Origin of the sequence: Streptomyces sp. HP-A2021 (genome assembly GCF_022807935.1) — a bacterium.
Lineage (GTDB): Bacteria > Actinomycetota > Actinomycetes > Streptomycetales > Streptomycetaceae > Streptomyces > Streptomyces afghaniensis.
The window spans coordinates 6,954,000-6,973,513 of sequence record NZ_CP094344.1 but is presented as its reverse complement, the minus strand read 5'-3'; the positions used below and the strand labels follow the sequence as shown (position 1 = coordinate 6,973,513).

Below are 19,514 nucleotides of genomic sequence, written 5' to 3'. Positions count from 1 at the left end.
CTGTCCGGTGCCCGCGGTGGTGGGCACCGGGCCTTTGAACAGAAAGGGTGGTGCGGCGATGGCCGGCCCCGTGAAAGACAGCGACACGGTCGTTGCGATGGTGATGGCGGGAATCGCGATCATCCTGCTGACCGGCGCCGCACTGCGCCGGCTGGCGCTCCGCTTCCGGCAGCCCGCCGTCATCGGTGAGCTCGTCGGGGGCCTCGTTCTCGGCCCCTCCCTGCTCGGCCTGCTGCCGGGCAACCTGACGGAGGTGCTCTTCCCCTCCGACGTCCGCCCCTACTTGTCGGTGCTCGCCCAGGTGGGCGTGGTGCTGTTCGTCTTCCTCATCGGATGGGAGTTCAACACCGGGCTGCTCCAGGGCAGGCGACGGGTGGTCGTGGGCGTCTCGGTGTCGGCCATGGCCGTGCCGTTCCTGCTCGGGCTCCCCCTGGCGCTGTGGCTCTACCGCGAGCACGGTGTGGTGAACGGCGAGGAAGTCGCCGCTGTGCCGTTCGCCCTCTTCATCGGCGTCGTCATGTCGATCACCGCGTTTCCCGTGCTGGCCAAGTTCCTGGCCGACCGCCGGATGCTGCACACCCCGGTGGGGGTGCTCGCGTTGGCCAGCGCCGCGCTCGGCGATGCCATCGCCTGGTGTTCGCTGGCGCTGGTGGTGGTCATCGTGACGGCCGGTTCGCTGCTCGGGGTGGCCGCCATGGCCGGCTGGCTGGCGTTGTTCCTCGCGGTGATGGCCCTGGTCGTGCGTCCCCTGCTGGCACGGCTGACAGAGCGGATGAGCATGGGGGCGGGCGCACCGTACATGTCGGCGGTGGTGGGCGCCGGGGTGTTTCTCTCCGCCTGCGCGACCACGTGGATCGGCGTGCACGCCATCTTCGGTGCCTTCGTCTTCGGACTGGTCATGCCGCGGCCGGTGCACCCGATGCTGCAGAAGCACGCGTTGGAGCCCATCGAGCAGGTGAGCGTCTTCCTGCTGCCGCTGTTCTTCATCGTCGTCGGTATCTCGATCGATCTCCGCTCGCTCTCGGCGGGGAACTCGCTGGAGATGCTCTTCATCCTGCTGGTCGCCTGCGTGGGGAAACTCGTCGGTGCGGCCGTTCCCGCGAGGCTGTTCCGACTGTCCTGGCGGCAGAGCGGGACGCTCGGGCTGCTGATGAACATGCGTGGCCTGACCGAGCTCATCGTGCTCAACATCGGTGTCAGCGTGGGCCTGCTGGACCAGAAGCTCTACACCATGCTGGTGGTGATGGCGCTGGTCACGACCGGCCTGGCCGGCATGTTCATCCGGCGTGACGCCGACGACTCCCTCATGGACCCGGTGCCCGTGCCACCCGCGTTCGACGCGCCCGTCTCCGAGCCGCAGAAGGTCTGAGACGGGGCACACCGCACCCGATTCCTGCTTTCTCACCCCGCATTCTCCGATTCCGCAAGAGGGGCTGTATCGACCATGCTCGCCACCGAAGAATTCGCCCGCCACGCCGCACAGTTGCTGACGTCGGACGACGAGGAACTCGTCACCGCCATGGAGCGGGAGCACGCCCGCCAGCACAACTCCCTGATGCTCGTGGCCTCCTCCAGCGTCACCGATCCTTCGGTACTGGCGTGCCTGGCCACCTCATCGATGAACGTCACCGCCGAGGGCTACCCCGGTGCCCGCTACCACGCGGGATGCGAGGCGATCGACCCCGTCGAGCGCATGGCGGTCGACCGGGCCCGCGACCTGTTCGGCGCCCAGTACGCCAACGTGCAACCGCACTCCGCGACCACCGCCAACTACGCGGTGCTCTCCGCCGTCCTGGATCCGGGCGACTGCGTGCTCGGCATGCGGCTCAACCACGGCGGACACCTCACCCACGGCTACAGCGTCGCCTACTCCGGCACGTACTTCACGCCGGTCAACTACGGCCTGGACGAGCGAGGCCAGATCGACTACGACGAGGTCGCCGCCCTCGCGGCCGAACACCGGCCCAAGCTGATCATCTGCGGCGCCACGGCGTACCCGCGCACGGTCGACTTCGCACGCTTCAGGGCCATCGCCGACAGCGTCGGCGCGCTCCTGATGGCAGACATCTCACACATCGCCGGGCTCGTGGCCGCGGGCCTGCACCCCAGCCCCATCGACCACGCGCACATCACCACCAGCTGCACCCACAAGCAGCTCGCCGGGCCGCGCGGCGGCGTCATCATGTCCGGCCGGGACGCCGGCACGGTGCTGCCCGGCACCGGCCGTACGATCGCCAGGACGCTGGACCGTGCCGTCTTCCCGTTCTTCCAGGGCGCGCCCGTCCTCCCCGCGATCGCCGCGAAGGCGCGGGCCTTCGCGCTGGCCGCGACCGACGGTTACAGGGACACGGCCCAGCGCATCCTGGACGACTCGGCGGCGCTGGCGGCCGAGCTGACGGCGCTCGGGCACGACGTGGTGACCGGTGGCAGCGACAACCACATCGTGCTGCTGGACCTGACCCGGGACAACGTCAGCGGCCTCGCCGCGGAGCGGGCCCTGGAATCCATCGGCATCGTCGTCAACAAGAACCGTGTCCCCGGCGACGCCCGTCCCGCCGCGATCACCAGCGGGGTGCGCATCGGCACGAACGCCGTCGCCCAGCGCGGACTCGGCCCGCGGGAGATGCGCACCTGCGCCGGCATCATCCACGCCGTCCTCACCGCCATGGAGCCGGTCGGTGACCGTGACTTCGTCCTGGACGGGTTCACGGCGGCCCGGCTGCGTGCCGAGGTGGAGAAGCTGGCAGCCGAGTTCCCGCTGCCCCGCTACCTGCCGGGCGGTCAGCTGTGAACCCCCTGCGCAAGCGCCTGGACATGATCGGCGCCTCCGTGGGCGACACCCCGTTGCTGTGCCTCCCGGACGACGAGCTGAGCCTGTTCGCGAAGCTGGAGTACGTCAACCCCAACGGCAGCACCAAGGACCGTTCCGCGTACTGGATCCTCAAGAAGGCCATCGAGCGCGGCGACATCACCGAGCGCACCACCGTCGTCGAGTCGTCGTCGGGGAACTTCGCCACGTCGCTCGCCGCCTTCTGCCAGTCGCTCGGCATCCGGTTCGTACCTGTCATCGACGCCAACTGCAACGCGCTGACCGAGGCTGTCCTGCGGTCGTGCTGCGAGCGGGTGGAGAAGGTCGTGGAACCGGGCCTCGACGGCTACCTGCCGGCCCGGCTGGCGCGGGTCGCCGAGCTGTGCGAGGAGATCAGCGACGTCTACTGGCCCAACCAGTACACCAACGCCGACGCGGCGGCGGCCCACTACGAACTGACGGGTGCCGAGCTGAACAGAGCGCTCGCGCGCATCGACTACCTCTTCGTCGGCGTCGGCACAGGCGGCACCGTCGCCGGTCTGTCGCGGCGCGTCAAGGAACGGTTTCCCGGGGTCACGGTCGTCGCCGTCGACGTCCTCGGCTCCGTCGCCCTCGGCGGCGAGCCTGGCCGGCGCCACATCCCCGGTCTCGGGTCAAGCATCGTGCCACCGCTGGTCACCCAGGCCGTCATCGACGACGTCATACACGTCAGCGAGTACGAGACCGTGCGTGGCTGCCGATCGCTGTACGCCGAGCACGGCCTGTACACGGGCGGTTCGACCGGCAGCGTCTATGCGGCGATCGGCCGGTACTTCGCCGAGCGCCCGCCGCCCGCCGGACAGCGGCCCACCACCGTCTTCCTGTGCGCCGACCGCGGCATTCCCTACGCCCGGACCGTCTACAACCCCGCCTGGGTGGAGCGCACCCTCACCCCGGATGCCGTGGCCACGGCCATCGTCTGAACCCGTCCGGCCTTCCTGCCCGTACGAAAGGAAAGGAACCACCGTGTCCGTTGGCACCGCGGATTCCCCGCCTTCCCTCACCCTCGTCTCCGAAGCCGCTGTCGGGGCACAGATCGAGGGCCACCGCGAGGAGTGCGTCGATCTCGTGCGCCGCGCCTACCTCACGCACGACAGCGGCGACAGCGTCAACCCGCAGAGCGGTTTCCTGCGCTTCCCCGACAACCCGCGGGCCCGCATCATCTCGCTGCCGGCCTACCTGGGCGGCGAATTCGCAGCAGCGGGCCTGAAGTGGATCGCCAGCTTCCCGGACAACCCGCGCACGCACGGCATCCCGCGGGCCTCAGCGGTGCTGCTGCTCAACGACCCCGAGACCGGCTACCCGGCGGCCTGCCTGGAGTCCTCCGTCATCTCCGCCACCCGCACCGCGGCCTCCGCCGTGCTCGCCGCCGAGACCCTCGGCGGCGGCCGCACCGCCCGCCGGGTCGGCGTCGTCGGCACCGGCCTGATCGCCCGGCACGTGTGGAAGTTCCTGCGCGACCTGGACTGGAAGATCGGCGGCTTCACCCTCTACGACCTCGACCCCGCCGCCGCCCGCGCCTTCGGCGAGGAGCTGACCGCCGAGGGCGCCCAGGACTTCACCGTCGCCGAGGACGTCGAGCAGGCCTTCACCGAGTGCGACCTGGTGGTCCTCACCACCGTCGCGGGGGAGCCGCACATCCACGACCCCAAGCTGCTCGACCACGCCCCCCTGGTGCTGCACCTCTCCCTGCGCGACCTCTCCCCCGAGATGGTGCTGGCCTCTCAGAACATCACCGACGACACCGAGCACGCGGTACGGGAGCGCACCTCCCTGCACCTGGCCGAACAGGCCCGGGGCGGACGTGACTTCATCACGGGCACGCTCGCCGACGTCCTCCTCGGCCGGGTCGACGTCGACCGCTCCCGGCCGATCGTCTTCTCCCCCTTCGGCCTCGGCGTCCTGGACCTGGCCGTCGGCTCCTGGGTGCACAGCCGCGCCCGGGCCGCGGGCACCGGCCACGTCGTGCCCGACTTCTTCGCATCCACCGTCACCACCAAGTGAGGCAGTCCATGAGCAGCAACACCGTCCAGTTCCGCGTCGTCGTGAACGCCGAGGAGCAGTACTCCGTGTGGTTCCTGGAGCGCCCGATGCCGGCCGGCTGGACCGACACCGGCACCACGGGCACCCGCGAGGAGTGCCTGGCCCACATCGCCGAGGTGTGGACCGACCTGACCCCCCGCTCCGTGCGCGAGCGTCACGGGAGCGTCTCGGCATGAGCGACCTCGACGCCCGAATCGCCGGGCTCTCCCCGGCCAAGCAGGCCCTGCTCGCCCGTATGCTGCGCGAACGCCGCGCGGCCGGCCGGCCGCGGATCGCCCCGAGCGGCGAGGAGGGCCCGGCCCCGCTGTCCGCCGCGCAGCGGCAGTTCTGGTTCCTGTGGAAGCAGGACCCGGAACGCTCCGGCGTCTACAACGTGCCGATGGCGCAGCGGCTGCGCGGAGCGATCAACCCCGCCACCGTCGACCTGGCACTGCGCCGGATCGTCGAGCGCCACGCGATCCTGCGGACCCGGTACGCCGACGGCGACGAGGGACCCGTCGCGGTGACCGCGCCGAACGCCACGGGATTCTCCCTGGCCACGGAGGATGTCACCGCCGTGCCCGCCGACGAGCGTGAGCAGGCGGTCCGCGCGATCGTGGACCGCTGCGCGGCGTACAACTTCGACCTCGGTGCCGAACTGCCTGTGCGAGCGGTGCTGATACGGCTCGATGACGAGGACCACGTCCTCGCCATCATCGTGCACCACATCGCCACCGACGGCGCGTCCGTGGAGATCCTGTTCCGTGAGTTCGTCACCCTCTACCGTGCGATGCAGGACGGCGAGCACCCCGCCCTGCCCGACCTGCCGGTCCAGTACGCCGACTACGCCCGCTGGCAGCAGTCCGGTCTCGGGGCCGAACGTCTCAGCCAGGGGCTGGACTTCTGGGACACGTGGCTGGACGGCGCGGACTCCTCCCTCGACCTGCCCACCGACCGGCTGCGTCCGGCTGACGCGCAGCGCAGTGGCGGGCGCAGACGCCGCCGCCTGGAGCCGGAGCTCGTTGAACGCATCCACGCCTTCTCCCGGGAGCACGGCGCCACACCGTTCATGACGTTGCTCACCGCGCTCGGCTTGGTGCTGCGCCGCTACAGCGGCAAGAGCGACCTGCTCGTCGGCACTCCGGCGATGAACCGGCCCACAGCCGAGACCGAGCACCTCATCGGCTGCTTCGCCAACACCCTCGCCCTGCGGCTGCGGCTGGACGCCGCACACACCGCGACCGACGCGCTGCGCCGCGTCAGGGACGACGTCACCGCCGCGTACGAGTACCAGGACGTGCCGTTCGAGAAGGTCGTCGCCCGCACCAGCCCCGAGCGGAGCCTGGACCGCAACCCGCTGTTCCAGGTCATGTTCGTCTACCAGCGCGTCGGCGGCGGATTCGGCCTGCCCGGCGTCGAGTCCGAGACCTTCGACACCCACAACGGCACCGCCAAGTTCGACCTCGACCTCTCCCTCCTCGACGGACCCGACGGCATCGACGTGTCCTGCGAGTACGACGCCGAGATCTTCACCGCCCAGCGCATCGACCGCATGCTGGCCCACCTCGAACAGGCGCTGGTCACCCTGATCGAGGCACCGGACACCACCGTCGGGGATCTCGGCGTGCTCACCGCCGAGGAGGAGGGGCGTGCCGCCCTGGAGTGGAACGCCACCCATGCGGAGTACCCCCGCGAGCGCACTCTGCCGGACCTCTTCGCCGAACGAGCCGCCGCCCGTCCCGACGCCCCCGCCGTGCGGACCCCGTCGGGCACCGTCACCTACGGGGAGCTGGAGCGGCGCAGCTCCCAGCTCGCCCGGGTCCTCGCGGAGCGCGGAGCGGGGCGGGGCGAGGTCGTCGCCGTCGCCGTGGAGCGGACCGCCGACCTGCCGCTCGCGGTGCTCGGCACCCTCAAGTCGGGAGCGGCATACATGCCCGTCGACCCCGACCAGCCGGCCGAGCGGCTCACCATGATGCTCCAGGACGCCGGGATCCGGGCCGTCGTCACCAGCGAGGCGGTGCGAGGCCGGCTCCCCGCCGTGGACGTTCCGGTGGTCGTGCTCGACGCCGACGAGGTCCGTCGCGAACTCGATGCGGCCTCGGACGCGCCCGTGCCCTGCCCGGCCGACGCGGGCGACCTGTGCTACATGATCTTCACCTCGGGGTCGACGGGGCGGCCCAAAGGAGTCCTCCTCGACCACCGGGGCCGGGTGAACAACTTCAGCGACTTCAACCGGCGCTTCAACATCGCGGCCGGTGACGCCGTCCTGTCGGTGTCCTCGCTCGGCTTCGACATGACGGCGTACGACCTGCTGGGCACCCTCATCACCGGCGCCTGCGTCGTCCTGCCCGCACCGGAGCGGGATCGCGATCCGGGCCACTGGCTCGAGCTGATCCAGGAACACCGGATCACTGTCTGGCACTCCGTACCGGCCCTGCTCGGGCTGCTGCTCGACGGCATGGACGACCTCGGCGTGGAGTCCCTCCCGGACCTGCGGGTGGTGCTGCTCGGCGGCGACTGGATCCCGGTCACGCTGCCCGACCGGCTGCGCACGCGAGCCGCCCGGGCCCGGGTGATCAGCCTGGGCGGTGCCACCGAAGCATCGATGGACTCCACCATCTTCGAGGTCGAACGGGTCGACCCCGCATGGCAGAGCATCCCGTACGGCGTGCCCATGGCCAACCAGACCGCGTACGTCACCGACACCGACCTGCGCCTGGTCCCGCAGGGGGTGCCGGGCGAGCTGTACCTGGGGGGCACCGGCCTGGCCTGGGGCTACGCGGACGCCCCGGGGCAGACCGCGGACCGCTTCGTGCCGAACCCGTTCAGCGGCGTGCCGGGCGACCGGATGTACCGTACCGGCGACCTGGCCCGCTACCGGGCCGACGGAAGCCTCGAACTGCTGGGCCGCGTCGACTTCCAGGTGAAGATCGCCGGACACCGCATCGAGCTGGGTGAGGTGGAGGCTGCCCTGCGGGGCCGGCTCGGCATCGGCCAGGCAGTCGCCGCGGCCGTGACCATGGACGGGCAGCGCCGCCTCGTCGGCTACGTCGTCCCCGAGGAGGGCGCGGGCCCGGTGGACGCTGATGCCGTCCGCGAGCACCTGGCCACGCTGCTGCCCGGCTACATGGTGCCCTCCTTCCTGGTCGAGCTGGAGAAGCTTCCGCTGTCACCCAACGGCAAGGTCGACCGCGGCCGGCTCCCCGCACCCGGCACCCCGGCCGCCACCACCACCCGCTCCGCGGGCCGCGCCCCCGTGACACCCACCGAGCAGCTGCTGGCAGGCGTGTGGCAGGAGCTGCTGGGACTGCCGGACATCGGCGCCACGGACGGCTTCTTCGCCCTCGGCGGCGACTCGGTGACCTGCATCCGCATGGTCACCAGGGCTCAGGCAGCGGGCCTGGCCGTCACCCCCCGCATGGTGTTCCAGCATCAGACGATCGAGGCCCTGGCCAGGGTCGTCGACGAGTCGGCCGCGACGCAGCACGCGGAGAAGGGGCAGACCGGGAAGGGGCAGCACGGCGATGCCGAAGTGCCGCACGACCGGTACGGGCTGGCGCCGATCCAGCGCCACATGCTCACCAGTGCCCGGCAGCGGCCCTTCCCCGGCCTGTACGTCATCCAGTCCGGCTTCCCGCTCCCCGGTGAACTGGACGAGGCGGCCTTCCGTCGGGCATGGGACTGGCTCTTCGCCCGGCACGCCGTACTCCGCACCTACTACGAGGGCTTGGACACCGACACCCCGGTGCAACGCGTCGCCGACCACGTCGAGCCGTGGTTCGAGGAGCGCGACCTGCGCGGTCTCGACCCGCAGGGGCAGGAGCAGCGCCTGCTGTCCGAGCTGGACGAGCTGCGGCTGGCCGGCTTCGAACTCGGCCGCCCGCCGCTGATCAGGCTGCTGCGCTACCGGCTGACGGACAACCTCCAACTCCTCGTCCAGCACCACCACTACAGCCTGCTCGACGGCTGGTCCTGCATGCGGCTGCGGCAGGAACTCCTCCTCGCCTACCAGGCGTTCGCGACCGGCTCCGAGCCGGAGACCGACCCGGCGCGCCCGTTCGCCGAGCACGTCGCATGGGTGGAGAGCCTCGACCGGGACGCGGCGGCCGCGTACTGGGCCCGCGTCATGGAGGGCAGCACCGGGCCGTGGGCCGGGGAGCCGCAACGCACTCAGGGGCGCCTGACGCAGGTGCAGCGCGCGCTCGACCCGCGGCTCACCGACCGGCTGGACGCGGCGGCCAAGAGCGCGGGCACCACCTTCGCCACGTTCGCACAGCTCGCCTGGGCACGGGTCCTCGCCGACCGCGGCGGCAGCGAGGACGTCGTCTTCGGCGTGACGTCGAACGGCCGCCCGGCCACCGCCGAGGCGGAGGCGGCGGTGGGCCCCTTCATCAGCACCCTGCCCGTCCGGTTCCGCTTCGCTCCGGACGAGCCCGTGACGGCAGCCGTGCGCCGGCTCCACCTGCAACGCCTTGAGGCGGAGGAGCACGGCGGCGTCGAGTTGGCCGTGATGACCGGCGGGCGCTCGCTGGAGTCCGTGCTCGTCTTCGACAACTACCCGGTGGACGCCTCGCTCGGCGCGGTGTCCGCGGCTGTGGAGTCGGACCACCCCCTGGCACACCGGAGCTACTCCGTGGCGCAGACCGAGTTCCCGATCCGGGTCGACGTGCTGCGTGGTGCGGAGGACGCGCTCGTGCTCACCTTCGCGGGCGACCGCGAGCCGCCGCACGACGCCGATGAACTCGCCGACCGGTGGGTGGACGCGCTGCACACCTTGGCGGCCCGGTCGGAGAGCGAGCAGGAGAAGAGCCGGCAGGAGAAAGCAGACGGCGGGACAGACGTCCCGGCCGTCTGACGCGAACCCCCCGTCCGGCACCCGCCGGACGGGGCGCCCACCCTGTGGCCCGCCCGGCGATCACCGGGACGAGACGGCGCACCAGGAGAACGACCAGCGAGCGGTACGGAAATGACCGGCAACACCGCGAGAGGGAACAGCGAGGACCCCATGTCCACAGATCAGGTCTATGTCATGCCTGCCTCCCCGAGCCAGCTCGGCCTGTGGCTCCTGGGCGAGATGGAGCCGGAGTCGAGCGCCTACCACGTGCCCGTGGCGATGCGCCTCGCCGGCCCGCTGGACCCCGGCGCGCTGGACGACGCCGTACGGCTCCTAGGTGTGCGGCACGAAATCCTGCGCACGACGTTCGGCTTGGCCGAGGGGGAGGTGTCCCAGTTCATCCACGCCGAGCCCACCTGGCGCATGGAGCACATCGCCCTGGACCACCTCACAGCCGAGGCCGCCGAAGAGGAGTGCCGCAAGGACAGTGCCGCTCGCGCGGCCGCCCCGTTCGACCTCGCGGCGGGTCCGCTGCTGCGCCCGGTGCTCTATCGTCTCGCCGAGAACGACCACGTGCTGCTGATGGCGATGCACCACATCGTCACCGACGGCTGGTCCATGGGCGTCATCATGAACGAACTACGCGCCCTGTACTCGGAGCGGAACGCCGACGCGCTCCCCGCGCCCGCACTGCAGTACGCCGACTTCGCCGTGTGGCACCGGGACTGGCTGGCCGGCGGTGTGGCCGAACGCCAACTGGACCACTGGCGCGCCGACCTGGCCGAACCCCTCGTCCTGGATCTGCCCACCGACCATCCTCGAACCGCTGTCCCGGCGCACCGCGGCGCCCGGGTGACCGCCGCGCTGTCCGAGCGGGACACCCAGCGGCTCCGGGAACTGGCGGCCTCTCAGGGCACGAGTCTGTTCGCCGCGTTCCAGGCGGCGTTCGCCGCCACCCTCGGCCGGCACAGCGGCCAGCGCGAGATCCGGATCGGTGTGCCCACCGCGGGACGCAGCCATGCGCACACCGAAGAGCTGATCGGCTTCTTCGCCAACACCCTTGTCATACGTTCCGAGATCGACCGCCGGCTGGGATTCCGTGCCCTGCTCGGTCAGGTCCGCGCGCGTTTGGCCACGGCGCTCAGCCACGCCGACGTTCCGTTCCGCGACGTCGTCCAGGCGCTCGGCCACCGGCAGGACCGCCCGGGGCAGCCACTGTTCCAGGCGATGGTCGCCGAGGAGAACATGCCACAGGGCTTCGACCTCGCTCCGGGGCTGCGCGCCGAGCGGTTCGACATCCCCAACGCCACCGCCAAGTTCGACCTCACCCTGTTCGTCGCGGACAGCCCCGGCGGCGCACGCCTGACCCTCGAGTACAGCACCGAGCTGTTCACCGCACAGACCGCCGAGCGACTGCTCGACGCGGTGCTCGCGCTCAGCCGCAACGCCGTCAACCACCCGGATCGGGCACTGTGCACGCTGACGTCGGTGTCTGTCGAAGACCAGGTTCGCCTGTCCGGCTGGTCACGCGGCCCCGCCGCCGTGGACGAGGGCACCACGGCGCTCGACCTGTTCCACACGCAGGTGGCCACCGCGCCCGGCAGCGTGGCCGCCGTAGCGGGCGGACGGCACGTCACCTACGGCGAGCTGGACGAGCGGGCCGGCCGGATCGCCGCCGCGCTGCTCGCGGCGGGCGTGCGCCCCGGACAGGTGGTAGGTGTGCTGCTGCCGCGCTCGGTGGACCTCGTCGCGGCGATGCTGGGCGCCTGGAAGTGCGGCGCCTCCTACCTGGCGCTCGACGCGGGGCAGCCGATGGAGCGGCTGGCCTCCCTGGTGCGAGACGCCGGAGCCGCCGCCGTCGTCGGCATCGGGGAGCAGGCACGGGAAGTGGCGGGGGGTACCGCCGTCGTCGACGTCACCGTCCTCCCCGAGCACCCGGCACAGAACCTTCCCGGCGCGGGGACGGCGGCGTACGTGCTGTACACCTCCGGCTCGACCGGCCGCCCCAAGGGAGTGGTCGTACCGCACCGCGGTCTGGCCAACTACGTGCGCTGGGCCGCCGACGCCTACAGCCCGGGCCGTGCCCCCGTGGCCCCGGTCCACTCCAGCGTGGCCTTCGACCTCACGGTGACCAGCCTGTGGGTGCCGCTGATCGCAGGCGGAACGATCCACCTCGTCGACGAGAACGATCCCCTGGACGGACTGGTGTCCGTGCTCACCGGCGGGGCCCGGCCCAACCTGGTCAAACTCACCCCCTCCCACCTTCAGGCTCTGTGCCGGCTCCTCCCCGAGGACGGCCTCGCGGGTCTGGAAGCCTGCTTCGTCGTGGGCGGTGAGGCGCTCTCCCCGGTCCTCGTGGAGCAGTTCCGCGCGGTCGCGCCCGAGGCCTCGATCGTCAACGAGTACGGGCCCACCGAGACCGTCGTCGGCTGTTGCGTCCACCGGCTCGCCCCCGGCGATGCCGTGCCCGGTCGGTCCGGCGTCCCCGCCGGGCGGCCCATCGCAGGCACTTCCCTGTACGTTCTGGACGAGCGGATGGCACCGGCGCCGATAGGGGTGCCGGGCGAGCTCTACATCGGAGGCACTCAGGTCGCCTGGGGGTATCTGGGCGATCCGGCGAAGACGGCCGCTGTCTTCGTGCCCGACCCGTTCAGCACGACGCAGGGCGCCCGCATGTATGCCACCGGTGACGTGGTGCGCTACCTGCCCGACGGAGAGCTGGAGTTCCTCGGACGGCGCGACCACCAGGTCAAGATCCGCGGACAGCGCATCGAACTCGGCGAGATCGAGAACGCGCTGCGTGAACATCCCGGTGTGACCGACGCCGTCGTCCTCGCCCGGCCCGACGCCGCAGGCGGCACCGCCCTGGTCGGCTACGTGACCGGCACCGCGCAGCCGGAACAGGTACGCGCCGCGCTCGCCCGGACACTCCCGGAGGCCATGGTGCCCTCCGTCGTCATGGGCCTCGACGCGATGCCGATCACCCCGAACGGCAAGATCGACAGGGCCGCCCTGCCCACCCCCGATCTGACGACCCAGCGCGCCCCCCACCGCGAGCCGCGCACACCGGACGAGCGGCTTCTCGCCGAGTTGTTCGCCGAGGTGCTCGGTGTCGAGCGGGTCGGTCTGGACGACGACTTCTTCGCGCTGGGCGGCCACTCCCTGCTCGCCACGCAGCTCATCGCCCGCATCCGCTCCACCTTCGATGTCCAGCTCCCCCTGCGCGCACTCTTCGAGACCCCCGTCCTGGAGCCCCTGGCCGCTGTGCTCCGGTCGGCCAAACGCGTAGGAGCGCTGCCCGAGTTGCGCCGTGTGCGGCGGGAGGGACCACTGCCGCTGTCCTTCGCTCAACAGCGGATGTGGTTCCTGCACCAGCTCGAACCGGACAGCTCCCTCTACAACGTCCCGGCCGCAGTAGCCCTGAGTGGCCCGCTGGACGTCGAACGGCTGCGTGAAGCCCTGCTCACGGTGGCCGGCCGGCACGAAACACTGCGCACACGATTCGAGGAACACACCTCAGGACCAGTACAGATCGTGGGCGACAAGCCGATGATCGACATCACCGCACAAGACCTCTCCCACACCGCCGACCCCGCCTCGGCCGCCTCCGCCGCCGCCGACGAACTGGCCCGACTGCCGTTCGACCTCGAGACCGGACCACTGATGCGGGTCGTCGTGATGCGCCTGCGCGACGACGAACACGTCCTGGCCCTGTCGATGCACCACATCATCTCCGACGGCTGGTCGGTCGGTGTCCTGCTCAAGGAGATCCAGGCCGCCTACACCGGCCAGCACCTGCCCGCCCTGCCCGTCCAGTACGCCGACTACGCCACCTGGCAGCGCACCTGGCTTACCGGCGACGTACTGGAAGAACAACTCACCTACTGGCAAACAGCCCTGGCCGGCGCACCACCCGCACTCGACCTGCCGACCGACCACCCCCGCCCGGCCACACCCACCTACCGGGGCGCCCAGCTCACCGACACACTCGACACACACGCCGTCACCCGGCTGACGCACATCGCCCAGGACCGGGGAAGCACCCTCTTCAACGTCATGCAGTCCGTCCTGGCCGCAGTGCTCGCACGACGCGCCGGACAAGACGACATCGTGATCGGCGTCCCCGTCGCCAACCGCTCCCGCATCGAAACCGAAGACCTCATCGGCTTCTTCGTCAACACCCTGCCCCTGCGCACCCACGTGACACCCACCGACACCTTCCACACCCTCCTCGACCAGGTCAGCCGCACCTCCCAAGAAGGACTGTCCCACCAGGACGTGCCCTTCGAACGACTCGCACAACACCTCGTCCCCGACCGCGACCGCTCCCGCAACCCGCTCTTCCAGGTGATGCTCGCCTTCCAGAACGCCCCCGCCACCGAACAGATCCTGGGCCAGACCCACCTGACCCACCTGCCCACCGGCGACGGCACATCCAAGTTCGACCTGATGCTCATCACCCAGGAAGACCCCACCGGCGAACTGTCACTGACCCTGGAATACAGCACCGACCTGTTCACCGAACACACCGCACACACGATCCTCAACGACATCCTGCGCGCCTGCCACGCAGCCGCCGCCGACCCGGCCCAACCCCTCCACGAACTCACCGCGGTCTCCGAAACCGAACGCCAACTACTGCTCCACACCTGGAACGCCACCGACCGCAACGACACCCTCACATGCGTCGTGGAACGCATCAGACACCACGCCGCACACACACCCCACGCCATCGCCGTCACCGACGACCACCAGTCACTGACCTACGCCGAACTCGCCGGCCGCGCCAGCCGCCTCACCCGCGAACTCCTCACCGCCGGCATCACCCCCGACGACCGAGTCGTCTACCACGGCCAACGCGGCACCACCGCCCTCATCACCCTCCTCGGAATCCTCGGCGCAGGCGGCGCCTACGTCCCCCTCAACCTACGCACCCCCCACACCCGCCAAGCCGACATGACTGCGGCATCCGGGGCGCGCTGGATCGTCACTCAGCCGGACCTGGCAGAAGCTGCCCGCGCCGTCGCCGATGATGCGGGCACCTGTCCGGAAGTCCTGATCTGCCCTGAGCCGGCCGATGGGCTGGACGATCTGGTGCCGGTGCGAGGCGCAGGCGACGACCTGGCCTACGTCATCTACACCTCCGGATCCACCGGCAGGCCCAAGGGCGCCATGGTCCACCGAGCCGGAATGAACAACCACCTCCAGGCCAAGGTGGACGACCTGACACTCACCGACTCCGACGTACTGGTCCAGAACGCCGCCCTGACCTTCGACATCTCCGTATGGCAAATGGTCGCCGCGCTCATGGAAGGCGGCCGCACCACCGTCTACGGCGACGACACCGCCCTGGACCCGATCGGCCTGTTCACCCGCGCCCACCACGACGGCGCCACCATCCTCGAAGTCGTCCCCTCTCTCCTCCGCGCCACACTCGACGCCTGGGACACCCTGGACAACGCAGCCGCCACGACCGACACACCAGCAGCGCCCGCACTGCCCCACCTGCGAACCCTCGTGGTCGCCGGTGAGACCCTGCCACCGGACCTGTGCACCCGCTGGTTCACGCGCTACCCCCACATCGACATCATCAACGCCTACGGCCCCACCGAATGCTCCGACCGCGTCACCCACGCGAACATCGCCGCCGGTACGGAGACTCGTCACGCCCACGTTCCCATCGGCAGGGCCGTGCGCAACACGCGCCTGTACGTACTCGACCCGTCCCTCAGGCCGGTGCCGGTCGGCGCCCGCGGCGAACTGTTCGTCGGCGGCACGGGCGTCGGCCGCGGATACCTGGGCGATCCGGCGAAGACGGCCGCCGTCTTCGTGCCCGACCCGTTCAGCACGACGCAGGGCGCCCGCATGTATGCCACCGGCGACGTCGTGCGCTACCTGCCCGACGGAGAGCTGGAGTTCCTCGGACGGCGCGACCACCAGGTCAAGATCCGCGGACAGCGCATCGAACTCGGCGAGATCGAGAACGCGCTGCGTGAACAACCCGGTGTGACCGACGCCGTCGTCCTCGCCCGGCCCGACGCCGCGGGCGGCACCGCCCTCGTCGGCTATGTCGTAGGCGACGTGAACCCGGCGGAGGTCCGCCTGGCGCTGGCCCGCACCCTGCCGGAAGCGATGATTCCCTCGGTACTCATCCGTCTCGACGCGATGCCCCTCACGCCGAACGGCAAAACCAACCGCGCGGCCCTTCCGGAGCCGGACTTCTCCGGGGCTCAGGCTGCCTACCGCGCGCCCGGCACCTCAGAGGAAAGTCGTCTCGCCGAGTTGTTCGCCGAGGTGCTCGGTGTCGAGCGGGTCGGTCTGGACGACGACTTCTTCGCGCTGGGCGGCCATTCCCTGCTCGCCACCCAGCTCATCGCCCGCATCCGCTCCACCTTCGATGTCCAGCTCCCCCTGCGCGCACTCTTCGAGACCCCCGTCCTGGAGCCCCTGGCCGCTGTGGTCCGGTCGGCCAAACGCGTAGGAGCGCTGCCCGAGTTGCGTCCTGTGCGGCGGGAGGGACCACTGCCGCTGTCCTTCGCTCAACAGCGGATGTGGTTCCTGCACCAGCTGGAACCGGACAGCTCCCTCTACAACGTCCCGGCCGCAGTAGCCCTGAGTGGCCCGCTGGACGTCGAACGGCTGCGTGAAGCCCTGCTCACGGTGGCCGGCCGGCACGAAACACTGCGCACACGATTCGAGGAACACACCTCAGGACCAGTACAGATCGTGGGCGACAAGCCGATGATCGACATCACCGCACAAGACCTCTCCCACACCGCCGACCCCGCCTCGGCCGCCTCCGCCGCCGCCGACGAACTGGCCCGACTGCCGTTCGACCTCGAGACCGGACCACTGATGCGGGTCGTCGTGATGCGCCTGCGCGACGACGAACACGTCCTGGCCCTGTCGATGCACCACATCGTCTCCGACGGCTGGTCGGTCGGTGTCCTGCTCAAGGAGATCCAGGCCGCCTACACCGGCCAGCACCTGCCCGCCCTGCCCGTCCAGTACGCCGACTACGCCACCTGGCAGCGCACCTGGCTTACCGGCGACGTACTGGAAGAACAACTCACCTACTGGCAAACAGCCCTGGCCGGCGCACCACCCGCACTCGACCTGCCGACCGACCACCCCCGCCCGGCCACACCCACCTACCGGGGCGCCCAGCTCACCGACACACTCGACACACACGCCGTCACCCGGCTGACGCACATCGCCCAGGACCGGGGAAGCACCCTCTTCAACGTCATGCAGTCCGTCCTGGCCGCAGTGCTCGCACGACGCGCCGGACAAGACGACATCGTGATCGGCGTCCCCGTCGCCAACCGCTCCCGCATCGAAACCGAAGACCTCATCGGCTTCTTCGTCAACACCCTGCCCCTGCGCACCCACGTGACACCCACCGACACCTTCCACACCCTCCTCGACCAGGTCAGCCGCACCTCCCAAGAAGGACTGTCCCACCAGGACGTGCCCTTCGAACGACTCGCACAACACCTCGTCCCCGACCGCGACCGCTCCCGCAACCCGCTCTTCCAGGTGATGCTCGCCTTCCAGAACGCCCCCGCCACCGAACAGATCCTGGGCCAGACCCACCTGACCCACCTGCCCACCGGCGACGGCACATCCAAGTTCGACCTGATGCTCATCACCCAGGAAGACCCCACCGGCGAACTGTCACTGACCCTGGAATACAGCACCGACCTGTTCACCGAACACACCGCACACACGATCCTCAACGACATCCTGCGCGCCTGCCACGCAGCCGCCGCCGACCCGGCCCAACCCCTCCACGAACTCACCGCGGTCTCCGAAACCGAACGCCAACTACTGCTCCACACCTGGAACGCCACCGACCGCAACGACACCCTCACATGCGTCGTGGAACGCATCAGACACCACGCCGCACACACACCCCACGCCATCGCCGTCACCGACGACCACCAGTCACTGACCTACGCCGAACTCGCCGGCCGCGCCAGCCGCCTCACCCGCGAACTCCTCACCGCCGGCATCACCCCCGACGACCGAGTCGTCTACCACGGCCAACGCGGCACCACCGCCCTCATCACCCTCCTCGGAATCCTCGGCGCAGGCGGCGCCTACGTCCCCCTCAACCTACGCACCCCCCACACCCGCCAAGCCGACATGGTCGTCGCGTCCGGTGCGCGGTACATCGTGGCGGAACCCGACCGCACGGCGGAGGCTGCGGTCACCGCCGCAGCGGCCGGCCCGGACGTGGCCGTGCTCGCCTGTCCGAACTCGGCCGATGGGCTGGACGATCTGGTGCCGGTGCGAGGCGCAGGCGACGACCTGGCCTACGTCATCTACACCTCCGGATCCACCGGCAGGCCCAAGGGCGCCATGGTCCACCGAGCCGGAATGAACAACCACCTCCAGGCCAAGGTGGACGACCTGACACTCACCGACTCCGACGTACTGGTCCAGAACGCCGCCCTGACCTTCGACATCTCCGTATGGCAAATGGTCGCCGCGCTCATGGAAGGCGGCCGCACCACCGTCTACGGCGACGACACCGCCCTGGACCCGATCGGCCTGTTCACCCGCGCCCACCACGACGGCGCCACCATCCTCGAAGTCGTCCCCTCTCTCCTCCGCGCCACACTCGACGCCTGGGACACCCTGGACAACGCAGCCCGCACCCCCCACACAACAACAGCAGCGCCCGCACTGCCCCACCTGCGAACCCTCGTGGTGACCGGTGAGACCCTGCCACCGGACCTGTGCACCCGCTGGTTCACGCGCTACCCCCACATCGACATCATCAACGCCTACGGCCCCACCGAATGCTCCGACGACGTCACCCACGCCCACCTCACCGTGGGCTCCCCCGGCAGCCGGACGAGGGTTCCCATCGGCAGGGTCGTGCGCAACACGCGCCTGTACGTACTCGACCCGTCCCTCAGGCCGGTGCCGGTCGGCGCCCGCGGCGAACTGTTCGTCGGCGGCACGGGCGTCGGCCGCGGATACCTGGACGATCCCGCGAAGACGGCCGCCGTCTTCGTGCCCGACCCGTTCAGCACGACGCAGGGCGCCCGCATGTACGCCACCGGCGACGTCGTGCGCTACCTGCCCGACGGAGAGCTGGAGTTCCTCGGACGGCGCGACCACCAGGTCAAGATCCGCGGACAGCGCATCGAACTCGGCGAGATCGAGCACACACTGCGCGAACAACCCGGCGTCACCGACGCCGTCGTCCTCGCCCGGCCCGACGCCGCAGGCGGCACCGCCCTCGTCGGCTACGTGACCGGCACCGCGCAGCCGGAACAGGCACGGGCCGCGCTCGCCCGGACACTCCCGGAGGCCATGGTGCCCTCCGTCGTCGTCAGCCTCGACGCGATGCCGATCACCCCGAACGGCAAGATCGACAGGGCCGCCCTGCCCGCCCCCGATCTGACGACCCGGCGCGCCCCCCACCGCGAGCCGCGCACACTGGACGAGCGGCTTCTCGCCGAGTTGTTCGCCGAGGTGCTCGGTGTCGAGCGGGTCGGTCTGGACGACGACTTCTTCGCGCTGGGCGGCCATTCCCTGCTCGCCACGCAGCTCATCGCCCGCATCCGCTCCGACTTCGACGTCCAGCTCCCGCTGCGCACACTCTTCGAGACCCCCGTCCTGGAGCCCCTGGCCGCCGAGATCACCACCCTCGTCGCAGCGGGTGCCCGGGACGGTGACCACTCCGTGGGCGTCGAGGAGCTGCTCGCAGAGATCGAGCACCTCTCCGACGAGGAGACCGACGCCCTGCTCTCCGACTCTTCCGGCCGACTCTAAGGAATGCTCCAGTGACGATCA

At 70.5% G+C, this 19,514-nt stretch carries 7 protein-coding genes; all 7 read left to right on the top strand.

Translation table 11 applies throughout. The features are described 5' to 3' along the window. Positions 1 to 58: 58 nt before the first annotated feature. The 7 genes from MQE23_RS31515 (at position 59) to MQE23_RS31485 (ending at position 19,493) form a co-directional block, all read left to right on the top strand. Positions 59 to 1,369, top strand: coding sequence for a cation:proton antiporter (locus MQE23_RS31515; RefSeq protein WP_037671400.1), 1,311 nt, complete (start codon positions 59 to 61; stop codon positions 1,367 to 1,369). A 75-nt stretch (positions 1,370 to 1,444) separates the two neighbouring features. Further along, positions 1,445 to 2,791 carry a serine hydroxymethyltransferase gene (gene glyA, locus MQE23_RS31510; protein ID WP_243380894.1) on the top strand — a complete coding sequence of 449 codons (1,347 nt, stop codon included), beginning with the start codon at positions 1,445 to 1,447 and terminating at the stop codon, positions 2,789 to 2,791. Beyond that, a complete protein-coding gene (gene sbnA, locus MQE23_RS31505) occupies positions 2,788 to 3,771 on the top strand; it encodes a 2,3-diaminopropionate biosynthesis protein SbnA (protein ID WP_020274995.1) in 984 nt (327 codons plus the stop codon). Before glyA ends, sbnA begins: the two co-directional genes overlap by 4 nt. 43 nt (positions 3,772 to 3,814) lie before the next feature. Further along, a complete protein-coding gene (gene sbnB / locus MQE23_RS31500) occupies positions 3,815 to 4,852 on the top strand; it encodes a 2,3-diaminopropionate biosynthesis protein SbnB (RefSeq protein WP_243380893.1) in 1,038 nt (345 codons plus the stop codon). A gap of 8 nt (positions 4,853 to 4,860) precedes the next feature. After that, positions 4,861 to 5,067, top strand: a complete 207-nt coding sequence (locus tag MQE23_RS31495; RefSeq protein ID WP_020274993.1) for an MbtH family NRPS accessory protein — start codon at positions 4,861 to 4,863, stop codon at positions 5,065 to 5,067. Next, entirely contained in the window at positions 5,064 to 9,725 is a 4,662-nt protein-coding gene (locus MQE23_RS31490) for a non-ribosomal peptide synthetase (RefSeq protein ID WP_243380892.1), read from the top strand. Before MQE23_RS31495 ends, MQE23_RS31490 begins: the two co-directional genes overlap by 4 nt. A gap of 150 nt (positions 9,726 to 9,875) precedes the next feature. Continuing rightward, positions 9,876 to 19,493 (top strand): non-ribosomal peptide synthetase, encoded by a 9,618-nt coding sequence (locus MQE23_RS31485; RefSeq protein WP_243380891.1) that lies wholly within the window; start codon positions 9,876 to 9,878, stop codon positions 19,491 to 19,493. The last annotated feature ends 21 nt before the right edge of the window (positions 19,494 to 19,514 follow it).

Excerpts from the sequence above, each read along its gene's own strand:
- MQE23_RS31515 (WP_037671400.1), top strand. The coding sequence starts at position 59 with ATGGCCGGCCCCGTGAAAGACAGCGACACGGTCGTTGCGATGGTGATG.
- glyA (WP_243380894.1), top strand. The coding sequence starts at position 1,445 with ATGCTCGCCACCGAAGAATTCGCCCGCCACGCCGCACAGTTGCTGACG.
- MQE23_RS31495 (WP_020274993.1), top strand. The coding sequence starts at position 4,861 with ATGAGCAGCAACACCGTCCAGTTCCGCGTCGTCGTGAACGCCGAGGAG.
- MQE23_RS31490 (WP_243380892.1), top strand. The coding sequence starts at position 5,064 with ATGAGCGACCTCGACGCCCGAATCGCCGGGCTCTCCCCGGCCAAGCAG.
- MQE23_RS31485 (WP_243380891.1), top strand. The coding sequence starts at position 9,876 with ATGTCCACAGATCAGGTCTATGTCATGCCTGCCTCCCCGAGCCAGCTC.